This window comes from Methanoculleus nereidis, assembly GCF_032944295.1.
In the GTDB taxonomy this organism is placed as follows: domain Archaea; phylum Halobacteriota; class Methanomicrobia; order Methanomicrobiales; family Methanoculleaceae; genus Methanoculleus; species Methanoculleus nereidis.
In genome coordinates this window covers 47,937-72,980 of record NZ_JABFFQ010000010.1, presented here as the reverse complement: position 1 = coordinate 72,980, position 25,044 = coordinate 47,937, and the positions used below count along the sequence as shown (strand labels likewise).

At 62.5% G+C, this 25,044-nt stretch carries 25 protein-coding genes; 11 read left to right on the top strand and 14 right to left on the bottom strand.

The window, feature by feature from the left end; translation table 11 throughout:
• Window positions 1-110 precede the first annotated feature (110 nt).
• Complete coding sequence (locus HL657_RS11445) at window positions 111-275, bottom strand: hypothetical protein (protein WP_317296948.1); 165 nt, start codon at window positions 273-275, stop codon at window positions 111-113.
• On the opposite strand from HL657_RS11445, the gene HL657_RS11440 reads away from it, so the two are divergent.
• Window positions 269-1,534, top strand: a complete 1,266-nt coding sequence (locus HL657_RS11440; RefSeq protein ID WP_317296947.1) for an APC family permease — start codon at window positions 269-271, stop codon at window positions 1,532-1,534. The genes HL657_RS11445 and HL657_RS11440 overlap by 7 nt on opposite strands.
• Window positions 1,535-1,542: 8 nt before the next feature.
• Here HL657_RS11440 and HL657_RS11435 read toward each other — a convergent pair whose 3' ends face one another.
• Window positions 1,543-1,854, bottom strand: coding sequence for a J domain-containing protein (locus HL657_RS11435; protein ID WP_317296946.1), 312 nt, complete (start codon window positions 1,852-1,854; stop codon window positions 1,543-1,545).
• A 99-nt stretch (window positions 1,855-1,953) separates the two neighbouring features.
• On the opposite strand from HL657_RS11435, the gene HL657_RS11430 reads away from it, so the two are divergent.
• The 3 genes from HL657_RS11430 to HL657_RS11420 are packed head-to-tail and all read left to right on the top strand — an operon-like array spanning window position 1,954 to window position 4,046.
• Window positions 1,954-3,120 carry an aminotransferase class V-fold PLP-dependent enzyme gene (locus tag HL657_RS11430; protein ID WP_317296945.1) on the top strand — a complete coding sequence of 389 codons (1,167 nt, stop codon included), beginning with the start codon at window positions 1,954-1,956 and terminating at the stop codon, window positions 3,118-3,120.
• Window positions 3,092-3,463 (top strand): hypothetical protein, encoded by a 372-nt coding sequence (locus HL657_RS11425; RefSeq protein ID WP_317296944.1) that lies wholly within the window; start codon window positions 3,092-3,094, stop codon window positions 3,461-3,463. Before HL657_RS11430 ends, HL657_RS11425 begins: the two co-directional genes overlap by 29 nt.
• A gap of 10 nt (window positions 3,464-3,473) precedes the next feature.
• A complete protein-coding gene (locus HL657_RS11420) occupies window positions 3,474-4,046 on the top strand; it encodes a class I SAM-dependent methyltransferase (RefSeq protein WP_317296943.1) in 573 nt (190 codons plus the stop codon).
• A 26-nt stretch (window positions 4,047-4,072) separates the two neighbouring features.
• On the opposite strand, the gene HL657_RS11415 is transcribed toward HL657_RS11420, so the two are convergent.
• From HL657_RS11415 to HL657_RS11405, 3 genes are all read right to left on the bottom strand, one after another.
• Window positions 4,073-5,749 (bottom strand): PAS domain-containing sensor histidine kinase, encoded by a 1,677-nt coding sequence (locus HL657_RS11415; RefSeq protein WP_317296942.1) that lies wholly within the window; start codon window positions 5,747-5,749, stop codon window positions 4,073-4,075.
• A 365-nt stretch (window positions 5,750-6,114) separates the two neighbouring features.
• Window positions 6,115-6,636 carry a deoxycytidylate deaminase gene (locus HL657_RS11410; protein WP_317296941.1) on the bottom strand — a complete coding sequence of 174 codons (522 nt, stop codon included), beginning with the start codon at window positions 6,634-6,636 and terminating at the stop codon, window positions 6,115-6,117.
• A gap of 96 nt (window positions 6,637-6,732) precedes the next feature.
• The gene (locus tag HL657_RS11405) at window positions 6,733-7,575 is read right to left on the bottom strand and encodes a hypothetical protein (RefSeq protein WP_317296940.1); all 843 of its coding nucleotides are present in this window, start codon (window positions 7,573-7,575) and stop codon (window positions 6,733-6,735) included.
• Window positions 7,576-7,723: 148 nt separating this feature from the next.
• On the opposite strand from HL657_RS11405, the gene HL657_RS11400 reads away from it, so the two are divergent.
• Window positions 7,724-8,593 (top strand): alpha/beta fold hydrolase, encoded by an 870-nt coding sequence (locus tag HL657_RS11400; protein WP_317296939.1) that lies wholly within the window; start codon window positions 7,724-7,726, stop codon window positions 8,591-8,593.
• Between the two features lie 57 nt (window positions 8,594-8,650).
• Here the strand turns inward: HL657_RS11400 and HL657_RS11395 are convergent, their stop codons facing one another.
• Window positions 8,651-9,844: a M24 family metallopeptidase gene (locus HL657_RS11395; RefSeq protein WP_317296938.1), complete on the bottom strand. Its 1,194-nt coding sequence runs from the start codon at window positions 9,842-9,844 to the stop codon at window positions 8,651-8,653.
• A gap of 142 nt (window positions 9,845-9,986) precedes the next feature.
• On the opposite strand from HL657_RS11395, the gene HL657_RS11390 reads away from it, so the two are divergent.
• The gene (locus HL657_RS11390; protein ID WP_317296937.1) at window positions 9,987-10,736 is read left to right on the top strand and encodes a class I SAM-dependent methyltransferase; all 750 of its coding nucleotides are present in this window, start codon (window positions 9,987-9,989) and stop codon (window positions 10,734-10,736) included.
• A gap of 30 nt (window positions 10,737-10,766) precedes the next feature.
• On the opposite strand, the gene rsgA is transcribed toward HL657_RS11390, so the two are convergent.
• A complete protein-coding gene (gene rsgA / locus HL657_RS11385) occupies window positions 10,767-11,861 on the bottom strand; it encodes a ribosome small subunit-dependent GTPase A (RefSeq protein ID WP_317296936.1) in 1,095 nt (364 codons plus the stop codon).
• Between the two features lie 161 nt (window positions 11,862-12,022).
• Here rsgA and HL657_RS11380 point away from each other — a divergent pair, with 161 nt between their 5' ends.
• Entirely contained in the window at window positions 12,023-12,829 is an 807-nt protein-coding gene (locus HL657_RS11380; protein WP_317296935.1) for a methyltransferase domain-containing protein, read from the top strand.
• A gap of 6 nt (window positions 12,830-12,835) precedes the next feature.
• On the opposite strand, the gene HL657_RS11375 is transcribed toward HL657_RS11380, so the two are convergent.
• Together HL657_RS11375 and HL657_RS11370 are read right to left on the bottom strand one after the other, a co-directional pair.
• A complete protein-coding gene (locus HL657_RS11375) occupies window positions 12,836-13,432 on the bottom strand; it encodes a DUF998 domain-containing protein (RefSeq protein ID WP_317296934.1) in 597 nt (198 codons plus the stop codon).
• Window positions 13,433-13,551: 119 nt separating this feature from the next.
• On the bottom strand, window positions 13,552-14,709 hold the full coding sequence (locus tag HL657_RS11370) for a TIGR04083 family peptide-modifying radical SAM enzyme (RefSeq protein WP_317296933.1): 1,158 nt from the start codon (window positions 14,707-14,709) through the stop codon (window positions 13,552-13,554).
• 262 nt (window positions 14,710-14,971) lie between these two features.
• Between HL657_RS11370 and HL657_RS11365 the strand changes: the two genes are divergently transcribed.
• Window positions 14,972-15,400 (top strand): pyridoxamine 5'-phosphate oxidase family protein, encoded by a 429-nt coding sequence (locus tag HL657_RS11365; RefSeq protein WP_317296932.1) that lies wholly within the window; start codon window positions 14,972-14,974, stop codon window positions 15,398-15,400.
• A 12-nt stretch (window positions 15,401-15,412) separates the two neighbouring features.
• Here HL657_RS11365 and HL657_RS11360 read toward each other — a convergent pair whose 3' ends face one another.
• From HL657_RS11360 to HL657_RS11345, 4 genes are all read right to left on the bottom strand, one after another.
• Window positions 15,413-16,126 carry a DNA alkylation repair protein gene (locus HL657_RS11360; protein ID WP_317296931.1) on the bottom strand — a complete coding sequence of 238 codons (714 nt, stop codon included), beginning with the start codon at window positions 16,124-16,126 and terminating at the stop codon, window positions 15,413-15,415.
• 183 nt (window positions 16,127-16,309) lie between these two features.
• A complete protein-coding gene (locus HL657_RS11355) occupies window positions 16,310-18,247 on the bottom strand; it encodes a PAS domain-containing sensor histidine kinase (RefSeq protein ID WP_317296930.1) in 1,938 nt (645 codons plus the stop codon).
• 428 nt (window positions 18,248-18,675) lie between these two features.
• On the bottom strand, window positions 18,676-19,173 hold the full coding sequence (locus tag HL657_RS11350; protein WP_317296929.1) for a GNAT family N-acetyltransferase: 498 nt from the start codon (window positions 19,171-19,173) through the stop codon (window positions 18,676-18,678).
• A 59-nt stretch (window positions 19,174-19,232) separates the two neighbouring features.
• Window positions 19,233-20,114 carry a metallophosphoesterase family protein gene (locus HL657_RS11345; RefSeq protein WP_317296928.1) on the bottom strand — a complete coding sequence of 294 codons (882 nt, stop codon included), beginning with the start codon at window positions 20,112-20,114 and terminating at the stop codon, window positions 19,233-19,235.
• A 146-nt stretch (window positions 20,115-20,260) separates the two neighbouring features.
• Here HL657_RS11345 and HL657_RS11340 point away from each other — a divergent pair, with 146 nt between their 5' ends.
• The 3 genes from HL657_RS11340 to HL657_RS11330 are packed head-to-tail and all read left to right on the top strand — an operon-like array spanning window position 20,261 to window position 23,503.
• Window positions 20,261-21,850: a radical SAM/SPASM domain-containing protein gene (locus tag HL657_RS11340; protein ID WP_317296927.1), complete on the top strand. Its 1,590-nt coding sequence runs from the start codon at window positions 20,261-20,263 to the stop codon at window positions 21,848-21,850.
• Window positions 21,837-22,325 (top strand): siroheme decarboxylase subunit beta, encoded by a 489-nt coding sequence (ahbB, locus tag HL657_RS11335; RefSeq protein ID WP_317296926.1) that lies wholly within the window; start codon window positions 21,837-21,839, stop codon window positions 22,323-22,325. Before HL657_RS11340 ends, ahbB begins: the two co-directional genes overlap by 14 nt.
• The gene (locus HL657_RS11330) at window positions 22,322-23,503 is read left to right on the top strand and encodes a radical SAM/SPASM domain-containing protein (RefSeq protein ID WP_317296925.1); all 1,182 of its coding nucleotides are present in this window, start codon (window positions 22,322-22,324) and stop codon (window positions 23,501-23,503) included. The genes ahbB and HL657_RS11330 overlap by 4 nt, the downstream gene beginning before the upstream one ends.
• Window positions 23,504-23,521: 18 nt before the next feature.
• On the opposite strand, the gene HL657_RS11325 is transcribed toward HL657_RS11330, so the two are convergent.
• Window positions 23,522-24,979 carry a catalase gene (locus tag HL657_RS11325; protein WP_317296924.1) on the bottom strand — a complete coding sequence of 486 codons (1,458 nt, stop codon included), beginning with the start codon at window positions 24,977-24,979 and terminating at the stop codon, window positions 23,522-23,524.
• Window positions 24,980-25,044: the final 65 nt, after the last annotated feature.

Below are 25,044 nucleotides of genomic sequence, written 5' to 3'. Positions count from 1 at the left end.
CGGGTCGAGAGAAGAGGGCTATACCCGGATAATTCTATATCAATGTGTCGGGAATCCGGCGGAATAGTGGGCTTTTGAGTTATCTCCCCTGCAGGGGTTCTTTTGTATGGTCAGAGAATTCCCTCCCACTTCCTCGCGTTTGCTCGTGTTGCCGGGGCTCCGGGGGACGCCTCTTTCGCGTCGCGGGAATGGTTAACTGTCGCGCCGGTCGTATAGTTCCCGGCGGTCGCGGGTTCCCGTCCCTGGTCGTCGTGAGCGTGGAGGGCGCATGGCAAAGATCCCGCACGGCGGAATCGAGGCAAGCAGGCTCTTGCGAAGACTGAATACGCAGGATGCCGTCTTCATCGGGCTCGGCTCCATGATCGGGGCCGGGATCTTCACGGCTCTTGCACCGGCGGCGGCCGCGGCCGGGGCAGGGCTGCTTTTCGGCCTCGCGATTGCGGCCTCTGTTGCGTACTGCAACGCCACATCGTCGGCCCAGCTCGCCCGTCTCTACCCTGCGTCGGGCGGCACCTATGTGTACGCCGGAGAGCGGTTGAACGAGTTCTGGGCCTGGGTTGCGGGCTGGGGGTTCGTGGTCGGCAAACTCGCCAGCTGCTCTGCGGTCGCGCTCACCTTCGGCTACTACCTGGCTCCGGAGTATGCACGGTTCCTTGCCGCGGGGGCGGTGATCGCATTCACGGCGTTGAACTTCTTCGGGATCGAGAAGACCGCCCGTGCGACGAAGATCATTGTCGTGGTGGTCCTGCTCTCTCTCTCCGCGATTGTTGCCCTCGTCTTCGCCGGCGAGCCGGATATCGGCAACTTAAGCCCGATCCTCGGACCGAACGGCCTGTACGGGATCCTGCAGTCGGCGGGGATCTGGTTCTTCGCGTTTGCGGGGTATTCGAGGATCGCGACCCTGGCAGAAGAGGTCGAAGACCCGGAGACGTCCATCCCACGGGCAATCGTGCTCGGTCTTTGCATCACGCTCTTTGTCTACGCCGTCGTCGTCGTCTCGGCGCTGCTCCTTGTCGGGCCTGCTGCTCTCGCCCGGTCCGACGCGCCCCTGGTGACGGCGCTTGCCGGGGCAGGTTTTCAATCGTGGCAGTGGATCATCCGGGTTGGTTCGACGTTTGCGACCCTCGGGGTGCTGCTCTCCCTGATGACGGGCATCAGCCGGATGCTCTTTGCCATGGCGGCGGACCAGAGAATGCCTTCGATCCTCGCCCGGGTTCACCCGGTGCACAGGGTTCCGCACCTTGCCGAACTGACGGTCGGCGTAATCCTGGTCGTGGTGGTGCTGCTCGCGGACCTCCGCGCGGCGATAGGGTTCAGTTCGTTTACCGTGCTGCTGTACTACGCGGTCACGAACCTCTCTGCATACACGTTATCGGGGCAGGAGAGGTTGTACAGCAGAAATTTTGCGCTACTGGGTCTTCTGGGATGCCTGCTGCTTGCTTTCATGCTGCCGGCAACAGCCGTCGGTATCGGGAGCGCGGTCATGCTGGCGGGCATACCGGTTTACCTCGTCCAGAGGCGGCGCAGTTCGTGACAGGACCGTCAGCCCCAGATCGGGTCGTCGCCGAACCGGTCCATCCAGTAGTCGGCGGGGTTCTGCGCCAGGTCCTTTTCGAGATCTTCGAGCCTGAACGAGACGGGACGGTTCATGCAGTAGTCAACCAGGAGATCGTAGGCCTCTTTCAGGCGTATCGTCATCTCATGGGACTCCGCCGGGTCTTTCTGCGACACGTCGGGATGCCACTCCTTGAGTTTCTCTGAGTAGCGCACGCGAATCTCACTCTGGCTGGCACGGTCCCGGATGCCAAGCAGTTCGGCCGCCTCCCTCACCCGCCCGGCGGTTATTGTGGCCATCAAAGATGCGTGTACAGTGCCTGCAGGATAAGTGTTGTGAAGTGCCCAAAGCGATCTCTTTTTGGTCGCACACGATAGATTCACTGAAAACGAGGTCTTATGGCAGATAACCCGCCGATCATCTACTTGAACAACGCCGCCACGACCTGGCCCAAACCCCCGGAAGTGCTCAAGGCCGTCGGGCAATCCCTCTCCCTCCCCGTCTTCGGGTCCGGGAGGACCACCGGGAGCCAGGGTGAGGACTACATCACGCTGGCGCGGGAGGCGCTCGCGGGCCTCCTTGCCGCAGATACGCCGGAGCACGTGGTCTTCACCCAGAACGCGACCGATTCACTAAACATCCTCATCCAGGGATTTCTCGCCAGAGAGGCCGGGTGTCACGTCATCACGACCGAGCTTGACCACAACTCGGTTCTGCGGCCGCTTCACGAACTCGAGCGGCAGGGCAGTATCCGGCTGACGGTCCTCCCCTTCGAGAACGGCTCCGTCAGCCCCGACGCCGTCGAAGCGGCCGTCACGCCCGATACCCGGCTCATGGTCACGGCCCACGGGAGCAACGTGCTCGGCTCCGTGCAGGACGTCGCCCGGATGGGGGAACTCCTGCACGAACACGGCGTCTACTTCATCGTCGACGGAGCGCAGACCGCCGGCCACATACCCGTCGATCTTGGGAAACTCCCGGTCGACGCCTACGTCTTCACCGGCCATAAGGGCCTCCTCGGCATCCCGGGCACCGGCGGGTTCTACCTGCAAGACCCGGAATCGATCGCTCCCCTCCGTTACGGCGGGACCGGGACGGACTCGTTCTCGCTCTTCCAGCCCCGGGAGATGCCGGAGCGGTTCGAGACCGGAACGCACAACTATCCCGGCCTTGCGGCGCTCGCCGCCGGGGTGAACTACATCGCATCCATCGGGGTAGAGGCCATCGCAGAGAAAGCGGAGCGCCAGACGGCGTTTCTCATCAGGGAGTTGAAGGAAGAGCCCAACATCACGGTCTATAACGAGTCGCCTGCCCTTCCCATCGTCTCCTTCAACATCCAGGGAATGGAGAACGACGACGTGGGGTTCATCCTCGCCCGTGCCTACGGGATCGTCGCCCGCACGGGGCTGCACTGTGCACCCCTCATGCACCGGGCGATCGACGGGGGGAGAGGTTCCGTGCGGCTCAGCCTCTCCTGGTTCACGACGGACGGTGAGTGCCGGACCGCCGCAAAAGCAGTAAAGGAGATTGCACAAAATGCGAATTCTTCGTTCGGTTCGCCATAAATCCTGCGCCGACGGCTCGTTCATGAAGGAGTTTCTCCTCAGTGAACCGGTGCCGGCGGGGTTCTTTGCCTACCTGGAGAACTTCGGGGAGGTTGAGGCGCTCCCCAACCTCGGCGAGGGGTTCTACAGGTTCGAGAAGCCCGACTGGTTCTCCATCAAAGGCCTTGCCGGGGATACCACCGTCGAGGTCAGGTTCAAAAAGGAGGTCATGCACCTGACGGTGGATTTCCTCTATCTCCTCTTCACCTCCTACCGGGAAGGATCGGTGGATCTCTCGGTGCTGAAGCAGAGGGAGCAGGCGGTCGGGAAACGGGTGAGAGAACACCTGTATGGGCGTGATTGATGGGAGCAGAATGCCCGGGGACGTATTCGAACAGTTTGCGGAAGATTACGATCGCTGGTTCGAGGAGCACCGCGCCGAGTACTGCGCGGAACTCGCCCGGATCCGGCGCCTCTTCCCTCGCCCGGACTCCCGTGCCCTCGAAGTAGGGGTCGGTTCCGGGAGGTTTGCCGCACCCCTCGGTGTCCCGCTCGGGATAGAGCCTTCGTGCGCCCTCGGCCGGATGGCGCGGCGTCGGGGGATCGAGGTGATCCGCGGGCGGGCGGAATCGATCCCGATCAGGGACGGGTCCTGCTCGTCCGCGCTCATGGTGACGGTCATCTGTTTCCTGGACGATCCTGTTCTGGCATTTCGTGAAATCCACCGGATCCTCGTCCCGGGGGGTTCGCTTGTCCTCGCGTTCCTTGAACGCGATGGAGAGGTTGCCCGGAGATACCTGCACGAGAGAGAAAAACACCGGTTCCTCTCCCGCGCCCGGTTTTATGCGTCGGGCGAAATCCGGGAGTTCCTCGAACGCACCGGGTTTCACGTGACGGAGGTCGACTCGAGGGCCGGGTTCTGCGTCATCGCCGCGCGGAAGGATTGATAGACGCCTGCCGGGCTCCACCCTTCTCACGCCTTTTTCAGTGTGAATCGGAACGCTGCGCCTTCCCCGGGGCGGCCCGGCACCCTGTCCTCGGCCCAGACCCGTCCTCCGTAGCGCTCCACCAGGATCTGCACGAGGTAGAGGCCGAGACCTTCGCCGACGCCCCGTTTGTGCTGCTCGTAGCGGTGGAAGATTGCCTCCTTCTCCTCATCCGGCACGCCCGGACCGGTATCCTCAACCGAAATTTGCACCTCACCGTTCAGCTCCTCAACCCGAACCGCGACCTCGACATCAGGACCGCCGTGCTTGATGGCATTGCTGATGAGGTTGTTGAAGACCACCGAAAGAAGGTCGTTTGCCCGGACCTGATGGCAGGTCCCGTTATAGTGGACAGCGCTGGTGGGGAAATTTTCGATCGCTCCCTGGATTGCTCTATCGAGATCCGTCCGTTTAAGCTCCAACGAGGCCTGATGAATCCGGCGGATAGTGGAGACGGTGCCCAGGATCTCAATGCTCTTGTTGATGCTCCGCTTCAGGTTCCCCAGGTATCCGGCAGCTTCGCCATCGAGTGTGTCGAGCAGCAGGTCGGTGTAAAGCCTGGAAACGTTCTCGGTGTTGCCGATATCGTGGGTGAGGATGTCAAGGTAGAGATTCGCCTCCCGATTCGCGACCTCCAGTTCGCAGTGAAGCCGGGTGAGCTCCTCAGTGTGGCGTATGAGCGCTTCTTCCGCACGTTTGCGCCCGGTGATATCCGTGAGGATGGCAATGGCTCCGACGATAGCACCGCTGCCGTCGCGGATAGGAGCTGCCGACGTGTCCACCCAGAGCGGTTCCCGGTCCAGGCGGGTAACCATCACCTCTTCTCCCTGCACGGTCTCTCCGTGCAGCGCCCGGTAGTAGGGGGTCGCCTCGAGAGAGAGCGGCGTCCCATCCTCCCGCAGGACTCCAAAACCCGCCTGACGCTCCTCAAAGCGGATTGGATCAAAAGATGTCGGTGTTCTATCGATCATCTCACGCACCACTTCGTTCACCCGGACAATAGCCCCGGTGGTATCGTAGATGATGACGCCCGATGCGATCGAGGCAAGAGTCGCATCCAGTTCGGTGGCTCTCAAATGCTCTCTTTCCATGACAGCATGGAGTTTCGCCTCAGCCTGTTTCTGCTCGGTGATGTCGGTGAAGCTCTCGAGCGCATGTGTTACCCGGCCGGATGCATCTTTCACCGGCTGGGCTACAATACCGAACCAGCGCCCACGATACGGAACGTACTTCTCTATTCTCGTGACCTCCCCCGTCGAGAAGACAGTCCGAACCGCACAGACCTCGCACTGTTCGCTCATACCTTCGAACAAACGGTAGCACTTCTCGCCGATGGGCTCGTATTCGGGGAAATATTCCCGGGCCTTCTGGTTTACCCAGACAATTGTCATATCCGGTTCGACAAGCGATTGCCCCGTATCGAGCGCGGAGAGGATGGCACCTACTCTCTCCGTCTCCTTGCGCAACGCCTCCTCGCCTCTCCTGCGTTTGGTCTCGGCCAGCCTGAGTTCTTCATTCTCCTGGCGGAGGGCATCAATCTCTGCCTGGAGCCCCCGCAGCCGCTTTTCGACGAGCCGTTCGGTCCTGGAAGGGTTCTCCTGTGGATCCTCATCCCGTTCGGCGGGATCAGGCCCTGTCCGTGAGGCTTCTGGGGGCGCTGGCATCTGACCTGAGGGCTCCTTTAAAGCACTAACAATGAGTTTCACATAGGCAGTAATAATTGTAGCGCTCCCGGGCTACGCAGGTTCTCCTGGGGTATGATGGGAAAATACCTTATATCAACATTGGATTGGTAGTTATGAAATAACTTTAACCGGGAAGTGTCATGCGAGATGATGGATCGGAGCGGTGAATGGCCGGCGGGTTCTCTTGCTCCCGGTTGATTCGGGAAAGGTGTCCCCCCCACTGCCAGAACAGGTCCTCACCCCGTCTCTTCTCCGAACAGCTCGTATCGCCATCTTGGAGCCGTAGGGAATCCGCTCTCTCTTTTCGGCCCGTCGACCCGGTTGTTCCGGCGCCTTCTTGTATACTACCCCCCCGAAACCTTTGCAATCACGCGATCCAGGTGCTGCCGGTAGAGTTCCTGCGGGTCGAGTTCCTGCAGTCCATCCGGAGTCCGGACCACCACCCTGCCGATGCCGGCGTTCACCAGCATCTTCGAGCACATCAGGCAGGGCGGGTCGTACGAGGGTACTCCCGTCAAACGCTCGAACCCGGCCAGGTACATCGTGCAGCCGGCCGCGGCCCGCCCCGCCTGCAGGAGCGCGTTCATCTCCGCGTGTACCGAGCGGCAGAACTCATAGCGCTCGCCGGAGGGGATGTTGTACTGCTTCCTTATGCAGGTGTTCAACTCATCGCAGTGCGCCTCCCCCCGCGGCGCACCGTTGTGCCCGGTAGAGACGATCTCTCCTGCCGAGTTCACCACGACCGCACCGTAGCACCGCCGAATGCAGGTCGACCGGCGGGCGGTCTCGACCGCGATACCCATGTACCACTCGGTTCGCGAGGCCCGCGGCGGTACGGGTGGTGCGTCGGTATGCCGATCCGTCATGGCCGTCCCTCCGGCAGTGGGTTACGGCCGCTCAGGCTTTTGCTCATGATAGATCTTCCACAGTACGGGATTAAAAAGGGGCGTTTTTGTGCTCCGTCAGTACACGCCCTCGCCCGTCACGAGAGTGCCCCTTACCGGGTAGGTTCCGTTGCAGGGGCCCGTAAACTCGTGGCGCATCCACTCATGGTACGAGTTAAACTGCCAGCCCATGACCCACCACTCGTTTCTCCCCTGAACGTCGGCCGAGATGGTGAGGACGTTATCATCGGCGGCGCCATAGGAGAGGATGAACGGCACCTCGACGACGTAGCCGGACGATCCCGGGCTCACGTAGTGTTCTTCCGGTCCGCCGGGATCGCTGAGGTTGCCGGCGATCCGGTAGGGCGCAAAAAGGGGTTCGGCTCCGATCGGCGTTCTGGTCTCGATCTTGCGATCGGGACTGGCATCGTGCACGTAGAGTTCCATATCGACGAGCACCGGCGTCTCTTCCGAGTACCTGTCGGAGTAGATATGGGTCGGTTTAGGAAGTTCCGACTCGTTCTGCCCCGGCGTGATTGGAATCAGCATGATTCGGTTTTTGTAGATGGGATCGATCCGGTCGGCCGAGATTCTTAACATGGGGACTCCGTCGACGTGCTCGATCGTTATCGATATCGCGCTCCCATCAAAGTTGCGGAAACTCGCCCGGGAAAGGTCGATAGGGGTGACGTTCGTTCCGGTCTTGGGGTCGTAACGGGAAGGAAGAGGGATCAGGAGAACCGCATCCTCAATCGGCTGCGACGTTGAGATCTTCAACTCGTAGTAATACGTCGACCTGAAACTCTCGGAAGCGGACTGGCCCAGGTTTGCCGCGATCAACACGACTACTACGAAGAGAACCGCCATGAGGATGCCTGCCGCGATGAGCAGGCTCCTGAGCGTCTTTGCGTGGTTCCCCATTGATCAAATCGTCAGGGAGCTGGCAGTATTATAGTTATCTATTTCCAGGCGCCCGTCTCTCCATCCCGGCCGCCTGATCCTTCCCGGTCCGGGGCCACAATCTTTTATAGTAGAGTGGCTCCGGGAGCCCGCATGAAAGGAGGATTTCATGTCGTATCTCACCGTCGGTAAAGAAAACTCGGGCACCGTCGACCTCTACTACGAGGACCACGGTGCAGGGCGACCTGTCGTCCTGATTCACGGCTGGCCGCTATCGAGCAAGTCCTGGGAGAAGCAGGTGCCGGCGCTGCTCGACGCGGGTTACCGCGTCGTCACCTACGATCGCAGGGGGTTTGGCAACTCCAGCAAACCGACCTTCGGCTACGACTACGACACCCTGGCCGAAGACCTGCACAGGCTCATGACCGAGCTCGACCTCGCCGACGCCACACTGGTGGGGTTCTCGATGGGCGGCGGCGAGGTGGCCCGCTACCTCGGCACCCACGGCAGCGATCGCGTGGAGCAGGCCGTCTTCATATCCGCGATCCCGCCGTTCCTGCTCAAAACGTCTGACAACCCCGAAGGCGTGGACGGCAGTGTCTTTGACGGGATCATGGAGAGCATCAGTGCCGACCGACCGGCGTTCCTCACCGGGTTTTTCTCGGACTTCTATAACGTCGACATCTTCGGGGGCGACCTCGTCAGCGACGAGGTGATCCGCTTCAGCTGGAACATTGCTGCCGCCGCCTCTCCGAGAGGCACGCTTGACTGTGTCCCTGCGTGGCTGACCGACTTCCGGGACGATCTTATAAGCATCGACGTGCCGGTTCTCGTGATCCACGGCGACGCCGACCGGATCGTCCCCTTCGCCGCCTCAGGGAAGCGCACCCACGAGCTGGTCAGGGGGAGCCGTCTCGTGGTAGTCGAGGGCGGGCCGCACGGGATAACCTGGACCCACGCCGGGAGAGTCAACCGGGAACTGCTGGACTTTCTTAAAGAGCAGGCTGAGCCCCTGGAGCCGGTTGTCGGACTCTCATGAACCGCCCATGGCGCTCCCATGCAAGGGGGGAACGGGCGAGGACCTGCTCCCCGCCCCTCAGTACACGGGGACGAGGCCGGCGTTCGTCCCGGTGATGCACCTGCCGCCCCCGCGGCTGACCACGAAGGTGTTCTCGATCCCGACCATCCCGACGCCCCGGACTCCCTTCTTGGGCTCGAGAGCGATCACCATCCCCTCTTCGAGCGGCTCGTCGAAACCGCGGGCGATCACCGGCATCTCGTCCACCTGCAGGCCGACGCCGTGGCCCAGGAACTGCACCCGCCGCTTCCCGTAGCCCATGAAGTTCTCAAGGAACCGGGGCTCCAGGCCGTCGAATATCGTTGCATAGACCTCGGACGGCGCAGTCCCCGGCCGCAGCATGGACGCCGTCTCGTCCTGGACCTCCACGCACCGATGGTGCGCCTCGATCGCTTCTTTTGGGAGCGGTCGCCCGAACATATACGTCACCGTCTTGTCGGTGTGGTAACCCCGCACCCCGCAGGCGCAGTCGACGAAGACCAGATCCCCGGCTTTGAGCTTCCGATCATGGCTGCCGAGCACCGGTGCGCCGGGAGCCGCTCCGAGGCACCCGCCCGGCCCGTCGAAACCGGTCGGGTAGATGGAACTCTCTCCAAAGCCGAGCTGTCCGAGTATCATCTCCGTCCCGAACATCCCGAACCGGGCAATCCCGTGATGCCCTTCCCTGACCAGGCGTGAGAAGACCTCGCCCCCGAGTTCTGCCTCGCTCATCCCCTCCCGGAGCATCGCAGGAACGCAGTCTTCGAGCACGTGGCGGTGAATCCCCCCGGCTCTCTCCAGGATCGCGAGCTCGTAAGCGCTCTTGACCGACCTGACCTTCGCGGCCTGTGCGTCGAGCGACGCCGTCGCCGTGAAGGGAAAGTACTTCCGGAACCTCTCAAGCAGCGCGAGGGGCACCGTCTCCGCTTCGACGTGAACCGTCTTTGGGCATGCGGCCATCCCGGCCGCCGCATCCCGGTAGCTCTTCATTGGCCGGATATCGGGGAAAAGTGACTCATCTTCTGCTCGTTCGAGGCTCCGGCGCACCCAGAGCACGGCCTCGTCGTTGCGGGGGATGAGGAGGACCCCGTCCTGCATCGTCCCGGTGAAGTAGAACTGGTTTGTCCGCCCGAAGATCGTGGCAAACTCCCACGAGGGGTTCTCCCGCTCCATACGGAGCCGGAACCGCTCCATGCGGTCCCGGAGCTCTGAGGCGGGGGTCTTATGCTCCATACGGATCATTGGGCGACGGTGGTATTTAGCTCTGGCGGGGCAACCTCGCGTATAACTCCGGGTTCGGCACGGGCGGTTTCCCGCGATGAACGGGGGCAATTCCGACCGCATGGGTTATAGAGCCGTATGGCGCACTACTCTCATGGAAACCCCTTTCGTTTTTACCCTGCACGAGAACCTGCCCCGCCAGGGGCCGGGGAGCAACGCCTGCACGAGAAAAGCCTTCTCGATGCTCGCCGACCTTCCCGCCCGGCCGGAGGTCCTGGATATCGGGTGCGGGGCCGGGATGCAGACAGTCGAACTTGCCCGGACCTGCCCCGGCTGCCGTATCACCGCTACCGACGTCCACCAGCCGTTCCTCGACGACCTCGCCCGGAGAGCGGCATCGGGGGGGGTGGGCGACCGGATCACCATCCTCCGGGCCTCGATGGATGACCTGCCGTTTCCCGACGCATCGTTCGACGTCCTCTGGGCGGAGGGCTCGATCTTCATCGTGGGGTTCCGGGAGGGGCTTGTCTCGTGGCGGCGGCTCCTCCGTCCCGGCGGCTACCTCTGCCTCACCGAATCTGTCTGGTTCACCGAAGATCCCTCGCCGGAGGCGGCGGCGTTCTGGAACGACTGCTACCCGGCGATCAAGACGGTGCCGGAGACCTGTGCGATCGCCGAAGATGCCGGCTACGAGGTCGTCGCGACCTTCCCGCTCCCGAAGTCCGCGTGGTGGGGGAATTACTATGTGCCGGTCCTCAAGCGGATAGAAGACCTGCGGCCGAAAGTCGCCGGCAATCCCGAGGCAGAGGCACAGATTGAGTTCGCCGAGCGGGAGACCGCCGTCTACCGGGAGCATGCCGACGAGTACGGCTACGAGTTCTTCATCCTCCAAAAGAAGGAGTGATCCGGCCGCGAAGTTACCCTCCAGCGGCCGTTATCGCCCTTTTAGCTTCCAGAGATCCCTGGCATATTTTCCGATCGGTTTCCAGCGCTTCTTCTCGAGCCTCACAAGCCCGATCTCCGCTTTCTCCCGTTCAAATTCGAGTTCCCGCATGAGTCTCTGAAAACTCTCCAGCCGTGCTGCAGGGAGGGTTCCGTCTGCGACGGCCGCCTGCACCGCACAGCCTGGCTCCCCTTCGTGCCGGCAGTCCGAGAACCTGCAGCCCTCCGCGAGTTCGAGGATGTCGGGGAACGTATCGGCGATACCGGCGGATGCCGTACCAATACCGACCTCCCGCAGACCGGGGTTGTCGATCATGAGCGCCCCGCCGTCGAGGATGAAGAGCTGGCGGACGGTCGTGGTGTGCCGCCCTTTATCGTCGTAGTCCCGGGTATGCGAGGTCTCCTGCACCGAACGGCCCATGAGCCGGTTGATCAGGGTGGACTTACCGACACCCGACGAGCCGATGAGGGCGATCGTCGTTCGCGGCGGGAGGTACGGATCGAGCCGGTCGACGCCCTCCCCGCTCACGGCGCTGATCGGAATCACCGGTATGCCGGGGGAGGCCGAAGCGAGTTCGTCGGCGAGCGTTGCGGGATCGTCCGCGAGATCGGACTTGTTGATTATGATGACCGGACGGGCGCCGGACGCATGAGCGATCGCGAGATAGCGTTCGATCCGGCGGGCATTGAGGTCGTGGCCGGCGGCGGTCACGATGAAGACCGTATCGATGTTCGCCGCGATGACCTGTTCGGCGCCTTCGCGTCCCGGCGTTCCCCGCGCAAACCGGGTCTTCTGCGGGAGTATGTCGACGATCGTCGAGGTTCCTGCCTCCGGTTGATGGAGTAATACGACGTAGTCCCCCACCGCCGGGAACCGGCCGAGTCTCCGCAGGGCTCCGGAGATTCCGGCCGTGACGGACCTGCCGTCGATGAGCACGTCCCACACGGTCTTCTGCCGGCAGGCCACGCGGCCCGGCACGTACGGGCCGGTGTACTTTGAGAATGCTCCCTCGTGTTCATCTGTCCATCCGAGGTCTTCGAGCTTGTAGGGATGCTCTTCTCCGCATCGGGGAGTGGACTGATTCATAACGTGGCCAAACCTCTGTAAATTTGATGGCATGCAAGGTGACAAGTGCTTTGTGGTCGCAGTTCACGGCACCGACGGCCCGGGCCTCTTCGTCCTGAGGATGATGCTTTAAACCGGGGCGGTTGACTCTATATTCTGCAGACACACAATAGAGGAACCAGATGAGCGGCAAAACGTATGTCCACGGGTATACGGAGCGGGAAGCGGAGCGGCTCCGCGACCAGGCAGAGACCCTGACCGGGCTCCTCCACGACGATACCCGGTACCCGGCAGGCTCAAGGGTGCTTGAGGCCGGTTGCGGCACCGGCGCCCAGACCGTGATCCTGGCGAGAAACTGCCCCGGGGCCCGGATCACGTCGGTCGATATCTCCGAGGCCTCGCTTGGCGAGGCAAGGAAGCGCGTACAGGCCGAAGGCATCACGAATGTCACGTTCGAGGCCGGCGATATCTTCGACCTCCAGTACGAGCCGGGGAGCTTCGACCACATCTTCCTCTGTTTCGTCCTCGAACACCTGGCGGAGCCCTGCCTTGCGCTCGAGTGCCTCCGCCCGCTGCTCCGGGAAGGCGGCACGATCACCGTGATCGAGGGGGATCACGGCTCGGCGTACTTCCACCCGGACAGCCCCTATGCTCGCCGGGCGATCGGGTGCCTTGTCGACCTCCAGCGGGAGATGGGCGGCAATGCCCTGATCGGGAGAGAACTCTACCCGCTCGTCGCCGGTGCCGGGTACCGCGACGTCCATGTCTCCCCGCGGATGGTCTACGTGGATGCGACCCGGCCGGACCTTGTTCTGGGGTTCACGAGACTGACCTTCACCGCCATGGTCGAGGGCGTCGGGGAAGACGCGGTGGCCCGGGGCATGATGAGCCGCCAGGACTGGGAACGGGGGATAGCCGACCTCTACCGCACTTCTGAGCCAGATGGGGTCTTTTGCTACACGTTCTTCAAGGCAACGGGAAGGAAGTAGCCCTCCCTACCGCTTCTTCGCAGACGGCGCCATGAGGTAGCCCCCGAACGCCATGAGCCAGAAAAGCGCGGGGTAGACGATCATCCGCTCCGACCCGCCATGGCCGATAGGGCCGTAGAGGTTCACGATGCCGAAGTCGCTCGCGGCATGCGTCACGAGGAAGACGAGGCCGATAGCGCCGGCGATGACCGAGATCGCCTTCAGGGGTCCCCGGACCAGGGTGGCACCTGAAATGGCCTGGATGTTGAAGAACACGAAGGCAAGAAGCGCAAAGAGCCCGTGGATGCCGGGGATCTCCAGTGTAAAGATTGCGGCGCCGATCGCACCGATACCCGCGAGGGTGAAGACGGCAGGAATCCAGCCTCTGCCGTAGGAGCGGTAGAGGAAGTAGCCGCCGACGATGTTGAGGAGGCCTGCTATGAAGAGGGAAGCGTTGAAGAGCCACGCCGTCGCGCCGATCACGCCGAGATCGCTGATCGCGTTCTGGCTGATGCTGTACCCGGGTGCTATGGCCGCGCCGGCCATGAGAGCGGTCATGAACTGGACCGGGAGCAGGAAGAGCAGTAACCCTGCAATCGTCCGACTGCTGTCTGTTCCACGCATGGTAAGGGAATTGAGTCCCCTCCTTAATATCTCCTGCACAGGTCCGACCGTGAAGGTCGCCGGCGCGTGCCGCGATTGTTGTTAACGGTGTTAATGTCGCAGGAGACAGGCCTGGACACTTATTTCGTCGCCATCGTCTGCAGGATCGACATGATCCCAGGCTTCTTCTTTCTCCCGAACGGCGAACCGAAACCGTCCATCTCCATATCCCCGGAGCCGAACATCTCCTCGTTCAGCCGGTCGGTGATCTCGTCGAATATCCGCTTATATGCGGTACAGTGGGGATCGACGCCCCGTACCTCGCCGTCCGTGGGCGCAATCGCGTTGTAGGGGCACCCGCCCCGGCAGTATTTAATATGGGAGCACCCGGCGCACTCGCGGTCGACGTACTCCTTGAACGCGTGCATGAGTTTCCAGGCGTCCGATTGAGCAAGGTCTTCGGCTGTGGGGCGGTCGTAGACGTTCCCCATCACGTATTCCGGCATCCCGACGAAGCGGTAGCACGGGTATATGCTCCCGTCCGGCCCGAAGGCAAGGGTGCTCCCCATGCAGTCCACGAACGTGCAGACGGTGCCGTGCCGGGTGAAGATGCCCCTGCAGAGGTCGTTGATATTCATGACCTCGATCCGCCCGAGGTTCTCCAGGTACTTGTCGAGGAGATACACCAGCAGTTCTCCGTAGGCCGGAGGCTCGAGCGCCCACTCTTTTGGGTCGTCGCTCCTAAGCGACGGCAGCGCCGGGTGGAGTTTGAGCGGGAACCCCCTCTCCCGGAAGAAGTTGAAGATCTCTTCCTTGTGCTCGACCGACTTGCAGGTGAACGTGCAGATGAACCGAACCTCAAGCCCGTTCGCCGTTGCGATCTCGTAGCCCCGCATGGTCTTTTTAAAGTAGCCCTTCCCCCTCTGCAGGTCGTTGATCTCCTCGGGGCCGTCGATGCTGGAGCCGATGGGAATATTGTATTCTGCAAAAATCTTCGCCATCTCAGGGGTGAGCAGCCAGAGGTTGCTCTGCAGGGCGAACGTCGGTTCGAGATGGGCGAGGCCTTCGGAGAGGATGGGAAGCGCCTGACGATAAAAGTCCGCGCCTGCAAGGAGCGGTTCTCCCCCGTGGAAGGTGATGGTGACCTGATTGGACTGGTAGTCCTTGAGCCATTCGGCTATCTCCCGGACGGTCTCGACACTCATCTTCGGAGACCCTTCATCAGAACTCCAGCAGTATTTGCATCTGGACGGGCAACCGAGCGTGGGGATGATCATGACGTGAAAAGGGCTCTTCATCACACTCAGCTTCACGTTATGAGATGTAAAATTTATTCATGCGGCATCCTGCGGCCCCGGCGAGTGTGCCGTTTCGGGTAAGCGGAGCCATCTGCAACGACAGCAGATCTGCATGGGTGCGCTGACGCTTCAGCGCAGGGTGATCGGGTTTTGGTGCCGGAACGTACGGAGGCTACCCATGAAGCATTCCCGCCCGATTCCGCCTGAGGCGGCCCGGAAACATTTTTTACTTCCTCTCCGTATTGATGGATGAGGAAGGAGAATGGACTTTTCCGACTGCGTGAAATTCGCAAACGAAAATCCGGTGACCTACATCGCGACAATGGACGGCGACCAGCCCCGGGTCCGGGCGTTTGCCATGTGGTTTGCCGATGAGACCGGGTTCTATTACCATACCGGGACCCCGAAGGCCGTCTGGCAACAGCTTACGAAGAACCCGAAGGTCGAGCTCTGCTTCTACAACCCCGAGGGTAGAGGAATGATGATGCGGATTGCGGGCGCGGTCGAGTTCGTCGATGATGCGGCTTTAAAAGAGCGGCTCGTCAAAGAGCGCCCGTGGCTCCTCCAGATCGGGGTCTCCGGCGCGGACGACCCGAAACTTGCCGTCTTCCGGGTGGCCCACGGCGAGGCGTACTTCTGGACGCTGGAACAGAACATGCGGGAAGCCGAGGCGCCCCGGATCGGGTTCTGAGTCCGCCGCCTCTCACCAATCTTTCTTCATCGCCTCGGCCTTCAGGTCTTTGGGCATCAGCTCAATGACGTACCGAAGCGCCGTCCGGGGCATATCCCTCTTGTTCGCCATGACGTAGGAGAAGACCTCGTCCGTGTGCTTCCTGCTCGCCTCTTTTAAGAGCCACCCGTAGCCCTTCTGCACCAGGTCGTCGGTGTCGGTCAGGAGGAGGTCGGCGATCGCGAGAGACTCGTCGAGGAACTCCCCGCGTTTTGCGGGCACGATCAGCGAGACCGCCGCCGCCCGACGCATCCAGCGGTTCTCCGACTGCGTCCAGCGCTTCAGCTCCTCGATATGTTCGGGGTAGCGGACGATGAAGTCCCCGACGGCATGGTTGCAGAGGCCGTCGCAGGTGGCCCAGTTCGTGATGTAGGTCTCAATCCAGTGCCGAAAGACGGAGATGTCGTCCGGCTCGTAGCGGTCGGCGAGCCGCGGGGCCCACTCGGAGACGACGAACGCCTCCTCCATCATCCCCGACCGGTAGAGCTCCTCGCAGAGGGGGAAGATCTCCTGCTTCTCGCGGGATTTGACCTCCTTCCAGTATTTCTTTGCGATCGCAACCGCGGTGGCCGTCTTCATACCGTAGCACCGGACCTCTTCCTTGAAGAACCGCTGGCTTCTCTCGCAGATCTCGGGGTCTGCGTGCGCCGCGAACTCCTGCCGTATCTCCTCGACGACCGGATCCATATGCAGGTGTACTGAGGGAGGAGGGATAAACAATGCGGCACTCATATCCACGTTTCGCTCGATCCGGGTTCGGGGAATGCTTGATGGCGGCGTGCAACCTTTTTTCTGGTCTCCGTACCCGTGAACCCGGCTCCAGCGGCCCTGCGGGAGAGTCGCAGGATGGCAGGGGGATCTATCGGAGGATCACGACTGCCGGCCGCTCGACCGATACATGCCCGCCGGCACCAGGAGTTCGAACCGTGCTCCCTCCCCCGGCACCCCGGTCTCCCTGATGGAAAGCCCGGTGATGGCAAGGACTTCTTTTGCGAGGAACAACCCAAAACCGGTGTGTTTGAAGTATTTCCGCTCGAAGATGTTCTGTTTCTCGCTCTCGGGAACACCGGCTCCATCGTCTTCGCAGACGATCCGCAGGCACCTGTCCGAATCCTCGGCAGAAAACTCGATCTTCGTGAGTTTTCCACCGTGCCTCAGGGCATTCTCCGCCATGTTGTAGAAGACCTTCTCAAGGAGCGGATCGGCAAAAACTTCGACACCTTGAATATCGATCGAGAGCGTCACCTCTCCGGGGTCGAGGTCTTCCGTCGCCTGCACGATCGTCGACCTGACATCCTGCCATCTGGGCAGCTGGACGCCGATCTCCTGGTACTCCTTGGTGAACTCAATCTGGCGGCGAGCTATCTCTCCGGCCTTGTCCATCTTTTCGAGGTAATCACAGAGGATCGGATCGGTTGCCTGTTCTTCGGCCATACGGAGGTAGCCGAGAACCACGGTGAGCTGGTTGAGGACGTCGTGCCGGGTGATGCTCGAGAGGAGATTCAACTTTTTGTTTGCCAGCCGGACCGCTTCCTCCGTCTTCTTGCGCTGGGTGATGTCGCGCGCGATACCCACCGTCCCGATAACCTTCCCGGATCTGTCCAGGATGGGTGACCGTATCGTTTCAAAGATCGGCTTGCTGCTCCCGACGTCGATGAAACTCTCCTCGGCGACTGCCTGTTCTCTGCTCGCCATCACCTTCCGGGTTTCTTCTTCAAATATTTCTGCCGCTTCCGTCCCGAAACAGAGACCGCAGGTATTACCTATCAGGTTCTTCGGGCCAACTCCTACTACATCGCTGAACTTCTTGTTTACCGCAATGAAACGTGAGTTGGCATCCGTCAGCCAGGCCAGGTCCGGGATGTTGTCTATGATGGTTTGCAGCTCGGCATTCTTCTTCTGCAGTTCCTCCTCCATCCGCTTGCGTTCGGTGATATCCTGGTTCGCCCCGTAGACTTTCACAGGCTTTCCATCGGCATCCTTCACGCACTTGATCCTGGCGATGATGTGGCGGACTGTGCCGTCCCTGCATAGTATCCGATGCTCTACCTGCTGGACTTCCGGAACGGCTCCTTGTGTCGTTCTGGCCATTACCTCAGCAACGAGGTGGAGATCGTCGGGATGCACGAACTCTCTGGCGTACCTCTCCATGGGCATCACGTTCCCACCCTCCCTGGTCGCGGTCGTGCCGTACAGGGAATAGAACTGGTCATTAAATGTGAACGTCTGGGCCTCGACGTCCTCTTCCCATTTCACCAGCTGGGCAATGTCCATCGCGTTTGTCAGCTGAGCCTCGGTCTGACGGATAATCTCTTCTGCCTTCTTTTGTTCTGTGATATCGAGCAGGATGGCAATGCTCTCTGTCGTGCCGGGGACCATGTCGATGTTCGCGAAGATATCGTGGATCTCGCCGGAACGTGAGAGAAGCCTGAACTCATACTGGGTCTCGGCCCTCTCTTCCCTCTCGCGCCGGAGGTGGTGCTGCCCTTTCATTCTCGTGAGGTCTTCGGGGACAATAAACTCTATCCAGCGCTTCTTTCCCTCGATCTCGGACTTCGGGTATCCGGCAAGACGCTCGAACTGCGTGTTTGCAAGGCTTATGGTGCAATCGGCTTCGAGGACGATGATTGCGGTGCTGGTGTTCTCGAAGACCCTCCGGTATCTCTGGATATGGTCGTAGTCTGCCGTAAGACTGGCTATGCCGCTCTCCATCCCGGCGAGTGCCGCGGCAACCTCCTTCTGCTCTTCTGCAGGGAGCTGTTCAAGCAGGGGTTGGAGTGTTCTTTGGAGGTGTTCCAGTTGCTTCATGTCAGATCCTGTGCGGTGTCGGTAGGATGGCACAGGGGATTTGCTGGAGAAACCGCAGGTGCCTGTCCCTGGTTCCGGTCTCCTGTACGTGAAAAGCGTCGGTCCGTGGCCGTGCTGGAACCCGTTATGAGCTTGACCTTCGATGCTGTTTATTACCCGATTTCTCGTGCCGTCGAGGTCAGGCCTGCTGTCCCGCCAGCAGCGTGCCAGACACACTGCTTTCTATGGCCAGCATTAGCATTTACAGGTATATTAATTATTGTTTTCATCAAATGCCATTATCCTGCCTTTTAGGGTAAACGCATACCTTAAAACTGTGGTTATGACTTTGGGTGGGCATATGTCCGGTTTCCTGACGGTGAAGGCGCAACCACGACCGGGGATGAAATGCACATAGAAACAAAGGTCCAATCCGGTGGTCGGCGGAGTCACAGCCCCACCGTGCCGCTCCTGCGCTCAAGAAGCAGCACGTCCCGCCATGTGCCGTCCTTCATCCGGCCTATGCGCTCGCGGCGGCCGACGACGCGGAAGCCGTGTTTCTTATGAAGGGCAAGGCTCGCTTCGTTCTCCGGGAAGATGCCTGCCTGAAGCGTCCAGAACCCTTCCCGTTCAGATGCGGCGATGAGCTTGGAGAGGAGGGCGCTCCCGACCCCCAGCCCCCGGGCGTCGTTCTCGACGTAGACGCTGACTTCGGCCACGCCGGCGTAGACCGGGCGCCCGGAAGAGGGACTGAGCGCCGCCCAGCTGAGAACCCTCCCGTCGCAGAAGGCAACAAGCCGGCAGGACCGGACGTGGCCCGCGTCCCAGCGCTCCCACGAAGGCGCTTCCGCTTCAAACGTGGCGTTGCCGGTGGCAATCCCCTCGAGGTAGATCCGGCGGATCTCTTCCCGGTCGGCTGCACTCATCTCCCGTATGACGAACTCCATTCCTATGAGCCTCGCCTGTCGTATCCATACCTTCGCGGGGGTGAGCGATAAGCAATCCGCTACCGTGCCCGCCGGCTCGGCAACCCCCGCCGCCCGAGATACCGCTCGATATGCGTCTTTTTGATCTCCATCGCAAGCAGGCGTTCGAAGACCTCTTCCCGCCTGCCGGTCGCGATCTCCCGCTTTGCCCTCCGCAGTGCATCGACTTCGTCGGGATACGGGAGCGGCCCTGCTCCTTCCGTCAGATCCCGGAGGAGGGCCGGATCGCAGCCGGTCGCGGCGATCCCCGCCCCCGGACGCAGATCGATCCGGCACGACCCGGCAACATACTCAATCCGCTGCCATCCCACCTCCCAGTCGATCACCGCGTAGGAGGCCGGGGAGCAGTCGAGGGCGAGGTATGCCTTCCCGGCGACTACGGACGCCATCATCCCGTAGTGGCCGGTGACGACGCACGCCGCCGGGAGATCAAAGAGCCAGACCCGGTTCGCGAGAGGTGCGTGGGCGACAACGATATCGACCGGCTCTTCGGCCGACCGGGCCATCCTCCTCTCCCTCCCGGTCGGGACGCCGAGGAAGCGTATGCCGCGGACGTCCCGCACCTCTCCCGAGATCTCGTGGATGTAAGAGTTTTCTTCTGCCGCCTCCCGGACGCGGGCGTAGGTGCCCATCGTGTCGTCGTTGTTCCCTTCGACGACGACGCAGTGCCTCCCAGCCGATGCAATCTCTCCAAGAAGGCCGAGGAAGAGCTCCGTCTCGTCGAGCCCGGACCGCGAGCACCGGTCGTAGGCACCGTCGCCGGCGAAGACGACGATCTCCGGGTCAACCCTCGCGATCAGGCGGAGGAACGAGTCCCGGTCGACCTTCCGGCCACCGGGCGCACCCCGCTCCTTTGTTCCCCACGAAAGATCGCTGAACGCGAGTACCCTTGCTCGCGGCATGACCCGGGATTACTCACCGGGGATGATAGGTCTCCCGGTCGGGCAGGGAGAGCGAACTCCTGATACTGATACGTTTGTCCGAGATCCGGTCCGCTTTCTACGAACCATCACAACGTTGAAGTCGAGAGCGACGAGAAAGAAGGAGGATGCAGCGTACGGAAAACGGTTATGGGCCTGCCTGCCTCCGAAACGCCGGAGCACCGGGAGGGCCGGTCCTGGTCTCGTGGAACGTCACCCTCCGCTGTCCGCTGAAGTGCGCCCACTGCTACGCGGACGCCGGCGAGCACGAAGCGGATGGGGTGCTCTCGACCGCCGAAGCGTTCTCGGTCATCGACCAGCTCGCGAGCACCGGAAAGCCGATCGTCGTCCTCTCCGGGGGAGAACCCCTGATGCGGGATGACATCTTCGAGATCGCCCGCTACGGGACCGAACGGGGGCTCGTGATGGCGATGGGCACGAGCGGGTATCTCCTCGATGAAGCGACGGCAGAGCGGCTCGCCGCGGCGGGCGTCCGGTCGGTGGCGGTCAGCCTCGACTCCGCCGACCCGGATACCCACGACGCGTTCCGCGGCGTCCCTGGCGTATGGGAACGGGCGGTCGCGGCGATCAAGCACTGCCGCGACGCGGGGCTCGGCGTCCGGATCAACATGACGGTCATGCGCCCCGTCCTCGCGGACGTCGAGGAGGTCATCGCTCTCGGCGAATCCCTCGGCGTCCGCGACTACCAGGTCTTCTTCCCCGTGGAGACCGGGAGGGGACGCGAACCCGGCCAGGGCAATCCTCGCGAGTACGAGGACCTGATCCGGGCGGTCCTCCTCCGGTACCGGGAGAGCGGTCTCCGGATCCGGCCGACATGCGCCCCCCAGTTTCGCCGGATCGCCGACGAGGCCGGGATAAAGAACCCCGGGTGGAGCCGGGGCTGCATGGCCGCCATCAGTTACTGCCGGATCTACGCGACCGGGGAGGTGACGCCCTGCCCCTACCTGCCGGTGAGCGCGGGCAACCTCCGCACCACGCCATTTTCTGAGATATGGAATAATTCTGAGCTCTTTCTCGCCCTCCGCGACCCGGACCGGCTCACCGGGAAGTGCGGCCGGTGCGGCTACAAGGGAGCCTGTGGCGGGTGCCGGGCGCGGGCCTGCCGCGGCGCCGATACCGTCCCTGCCCGGTGGTGCGACGGCCTCATGCGGCCTGACGACCCCTGCGGGGAGGTCACCCGCGAAGACCCGTGGTGCCCCTACGAGCCCGGGGGTATCGACCGGGCCGACCTCGCGATCCTCGACGCCCTCCAGGACGACCTTCCCCTGGTCTCCCGCCCGTGGGCCGCTATCGCGGCGAGAGTCGGGCTTGCGGATGACGAGGTCGTCGCGAGGATGCGGCGGCTGCAGACCTCGAGCGTCCTGCGCAACGTCTCGCCGGTCTTTGAATCGCGGAGGTTCGGGCTTGCCGCCGCGACCCTGATCGCCCTCCGCGTCCCGGAGGACCGGGTGCGCGAGGTGGCGGAGATCGTCAGCACCTACCCGGAGGTCTCGCACAACTTCCGGCGTGACCATGCCTACACCCTCTGGTTCACCCTCGCCGCCCCGACAGAGGAGCGGCTCTCCGCGGTGCTCGCGGAGATCCTCTCCCGGACCGGCATCCCGGAGGCGGACGCGCTCGACCTTTCCACCGTCCGCGCCTATAAGATCGACGTGCGGTTCCCGCTCTCGGAGGAGGATTCGTATGGATCCGACTGATCTCGCCCTTCTCGCAGAACTGGAGAAGGGGATCCCCATGGTCACTGAGCCGTTTGCCGAGATCGGGCGACGGCTCGGCATCCCTGAGGAGGAGGTGCTCCGCCGGGCGCAGCGCCTCCGCGAGGAGGGGACGATCCGGAAGATCCGGGCCCGGATCAACCAGCGGCTCCTCGGGATCACGGCAAACGCCCTCGTCGCCTGGCACCCGCCCGCGGGGTGGGGAGAGGAGGAGTTCACCCGGTTCTCGTCCGCTCCCGGGATCTCCCACTGCTACCTGCGCCGCCCGGTGCCGGGGAGGTGGGAGTATACCCTGTATACCGTGCACCACGGCAGGAGCCGGGAGGCGGTGCTCGCTGCGGTCGAGGAGATGGCCCGGGTGACGGGGTGCAGCGATAATATCGTGCTCTTCAGCACCGAGGAGTACAAGAGGGTGCCGAACGTGCGCATCAACGAGAACGGAAGCGATCTACCATGAACAGGATTACACAGTGCATGCATGGACGGGGAACGGTCAGCGGCGTTATGCGCCACCGAGAGAGGCCTCTTACCGAGGTGCCGGGGAAGTACCTCGCGTTCGTGCAGGACTACCGGCCGGTCGTCTTCTGGAACCTCACCGACCGGTGCAACCTCGGCTGTGCCCACTGCTACAGCCGGTCCGGGCCGGGCTCGCGGACGGACGAGGAACTCTCGACAAAAGAAGCCCTCGCGCTCATCGATGACCTCGCCGTAGCGGGCATCCCACTCATCCTCTTCTCCGGCGGCGAACCCCTCCTCCGCGAGGACCTGCCGGAGCTCGCGCGTGCAGCGGCGGAGAGCGGGATCAAGACCGCGCTCAGCACGAACGGCACCCTGATCACCCCTGATGCCGCCCGGACGATCAAGGACTCAGGGATAGGCTACGCCGGGATATCGCTCGACGGTGCATCCCCGGAGACCCACGACGCGTTCCGGGGGAGTGAGGGTGCGTTTGCGAGGGCTGTCGAGGGGTTTGCCCGGTGCCGGGAGGCTGGCATCCGGACCGGCCTCCGGGTCACCCTGACGAGGGAGAACATGGGGGAACTCGATGCCCTGGTCGACCTTGCGGGAACGCTCGGCGCCTCGCGGTTCTGCCTCTACTGGCTTGTGCCGAGCGGGCGGGGGAGCGAGACCTACGACCGGCTCCAGGTGGGGCCAGAGGAGGTCGACGAGGCGCTCACCCTCCTCTACCGGAGGGCGCTCGAGACCGATCCGGGCGCCATGGAGTTCCTCACCGTCGATGCCCCGCAGGACTGCATCCACCTCCTCCGTGCCATGGAACGGGACGGGTCGCCCGATCTGGCCGGGGCCGAGGCGCTCGTCCGGTCCCTGAACGGCGGATGCAGCGCGGGCAAGCGGGTGGCAAACATCGACCCGAAGGGGAACGTCTACCCCTGCCAGTTCGCCCGGTCGCCCGAGTTCCTCGTTGGGAACGTCCGGGACCGGCCGTTCTCGCGCCTCTGGCAGGATGCGGAGAATCCCGTTCTCTCCCGGTTCAGGGCGACACCGCGGGACCTCTCGGGGAAGTGCGGCCGGTGCGGCTACCGGGACCTCTGCGGCGGCGGCTGCCGGGTGCGGGCGTATGCGGCAGGCGGGGACTTCTCTGCAGAAGACCCGTTCTGTTTCGTCGAGGAGTAAAAAAGAGAGGTTTTGCCGCTACGTTACGTTCGTGAGGGGGATGCCGAGCGCGTCCGCGACACCCTTCCCGTAGGCCGGGTCGGCCTTTAAACAGTTTCCGATGTGGCGGATCTTGATGAAGCCGGGCGCATCCCCCATCGCCCGCGCGGTGTTCTCGAAGAGGACCTGCTGCTGTTCTGGGCTCATCAGGCGGAAGAGTTTGCCCGGCTGGGTGTAGTAGTCGTCGTCGTCCTCGCGGAAGTTCCAGGCCCCCGCCGCACCGGAGAGTTCCAGGAACGGATCCTTATACTCGGGCTGCTCCTGCCACTCGCCGAAACTGTTCGGCTCGTAGCCGACGGCGGAACCGGCGTTGCCGTCCACCCGCATCTGGCCGTCGCGGTGAGAGGGGTTCGCGTAGCATCTCGGCCGGTTGACCGGGATCTGGTGGTGGTTGACCCCCAGGCGGTAGCGCTGCGCGTCCCCGTATGCAAAGAGGCGCCCCTGCAGCATCCTGTCGGGTGAGAAACTGATCCCCGGCACCACGGCGGCGGGGTTGAACGCCGCCTGCTCCACATCCTGGAAGTAGTTCTCGGGGTTCCTGTTCAGTTCGAGCACGCCCACCTCGATCAGGGGGAACTCCCCCTTGTACCAGACCTTGGTGAGGTCGAAGGGGTTGTAGGGCATCTTCTTCGCCTGCTCCTCGGTCATCACCTGGATGTACATCGTCCAGCGGGGGTAGTCGCCCCGCTCGATGCTCTCGAAGAGGTCGCGCTGGTGGCTCTCGCGATCTTTGGCGACGATCGCCTCGGCCTCCTCGTCGGTCAGGTTCTTGATGCCCTGCTGGGTGTGGAGGTGGAACTTGACCCAGACGCGCTCGTCTCGCGCGTTGATCATGCTGTAGGCGTGGCTGCCAAAGCCGTGCATGTGGCGGTAGGAGAAGGGGATCCCGCGGTCGCTCATGGTGATCGTCACCTGGTGGAGCGATTCGGGAAGGGATGTCCAGAAGTCCCAGTTGTTCTTTGCGGACCGCATGTTCGTCTTCGGGTCGCGCTTGACGGCGCGGTTGAGGTCAGGAAACTTGTGGGGGTCGCGTATGAAGAAGACGGGCGTGTTGTTTCCGACCAGGTCCCAGTTCCCTTCTTCGGTGTAGAACTTCATGGCAAAGCCGCGGATGTCGCGTTCCGCGTCGGCCGCACCGCGTTCGCCCGCGACGGTCGAGAAGCGGACGAAGGCCTCGGTCTTCTTGCCCACTTCCGAGAAGATCTTCGCTTTCGTGTACCGGGTGATGTCGTGGGTGACGGTGAACGTGCCGAACGCCCCCGACCCCTTGGCATGCATCCGCCGTTCCGGGATAACCTCCCGGTTGAAGTGCGCGAGTTTCTCCTGGTACCAGACGTCCTGCATCAGCATGGGGCCGCGGGGACCCGCGGTCATGGCGTTCTGGTTGTCTGGCACGGGTGCGCCGGCAGCAGTGGTCAGTTTCTTCTTGTTCTCCATCGGTTACGCCTCATTTCTCTGTAGTTTACGGGTAGAACGGGGTGTGGATAATTGGTTTGTTGTAG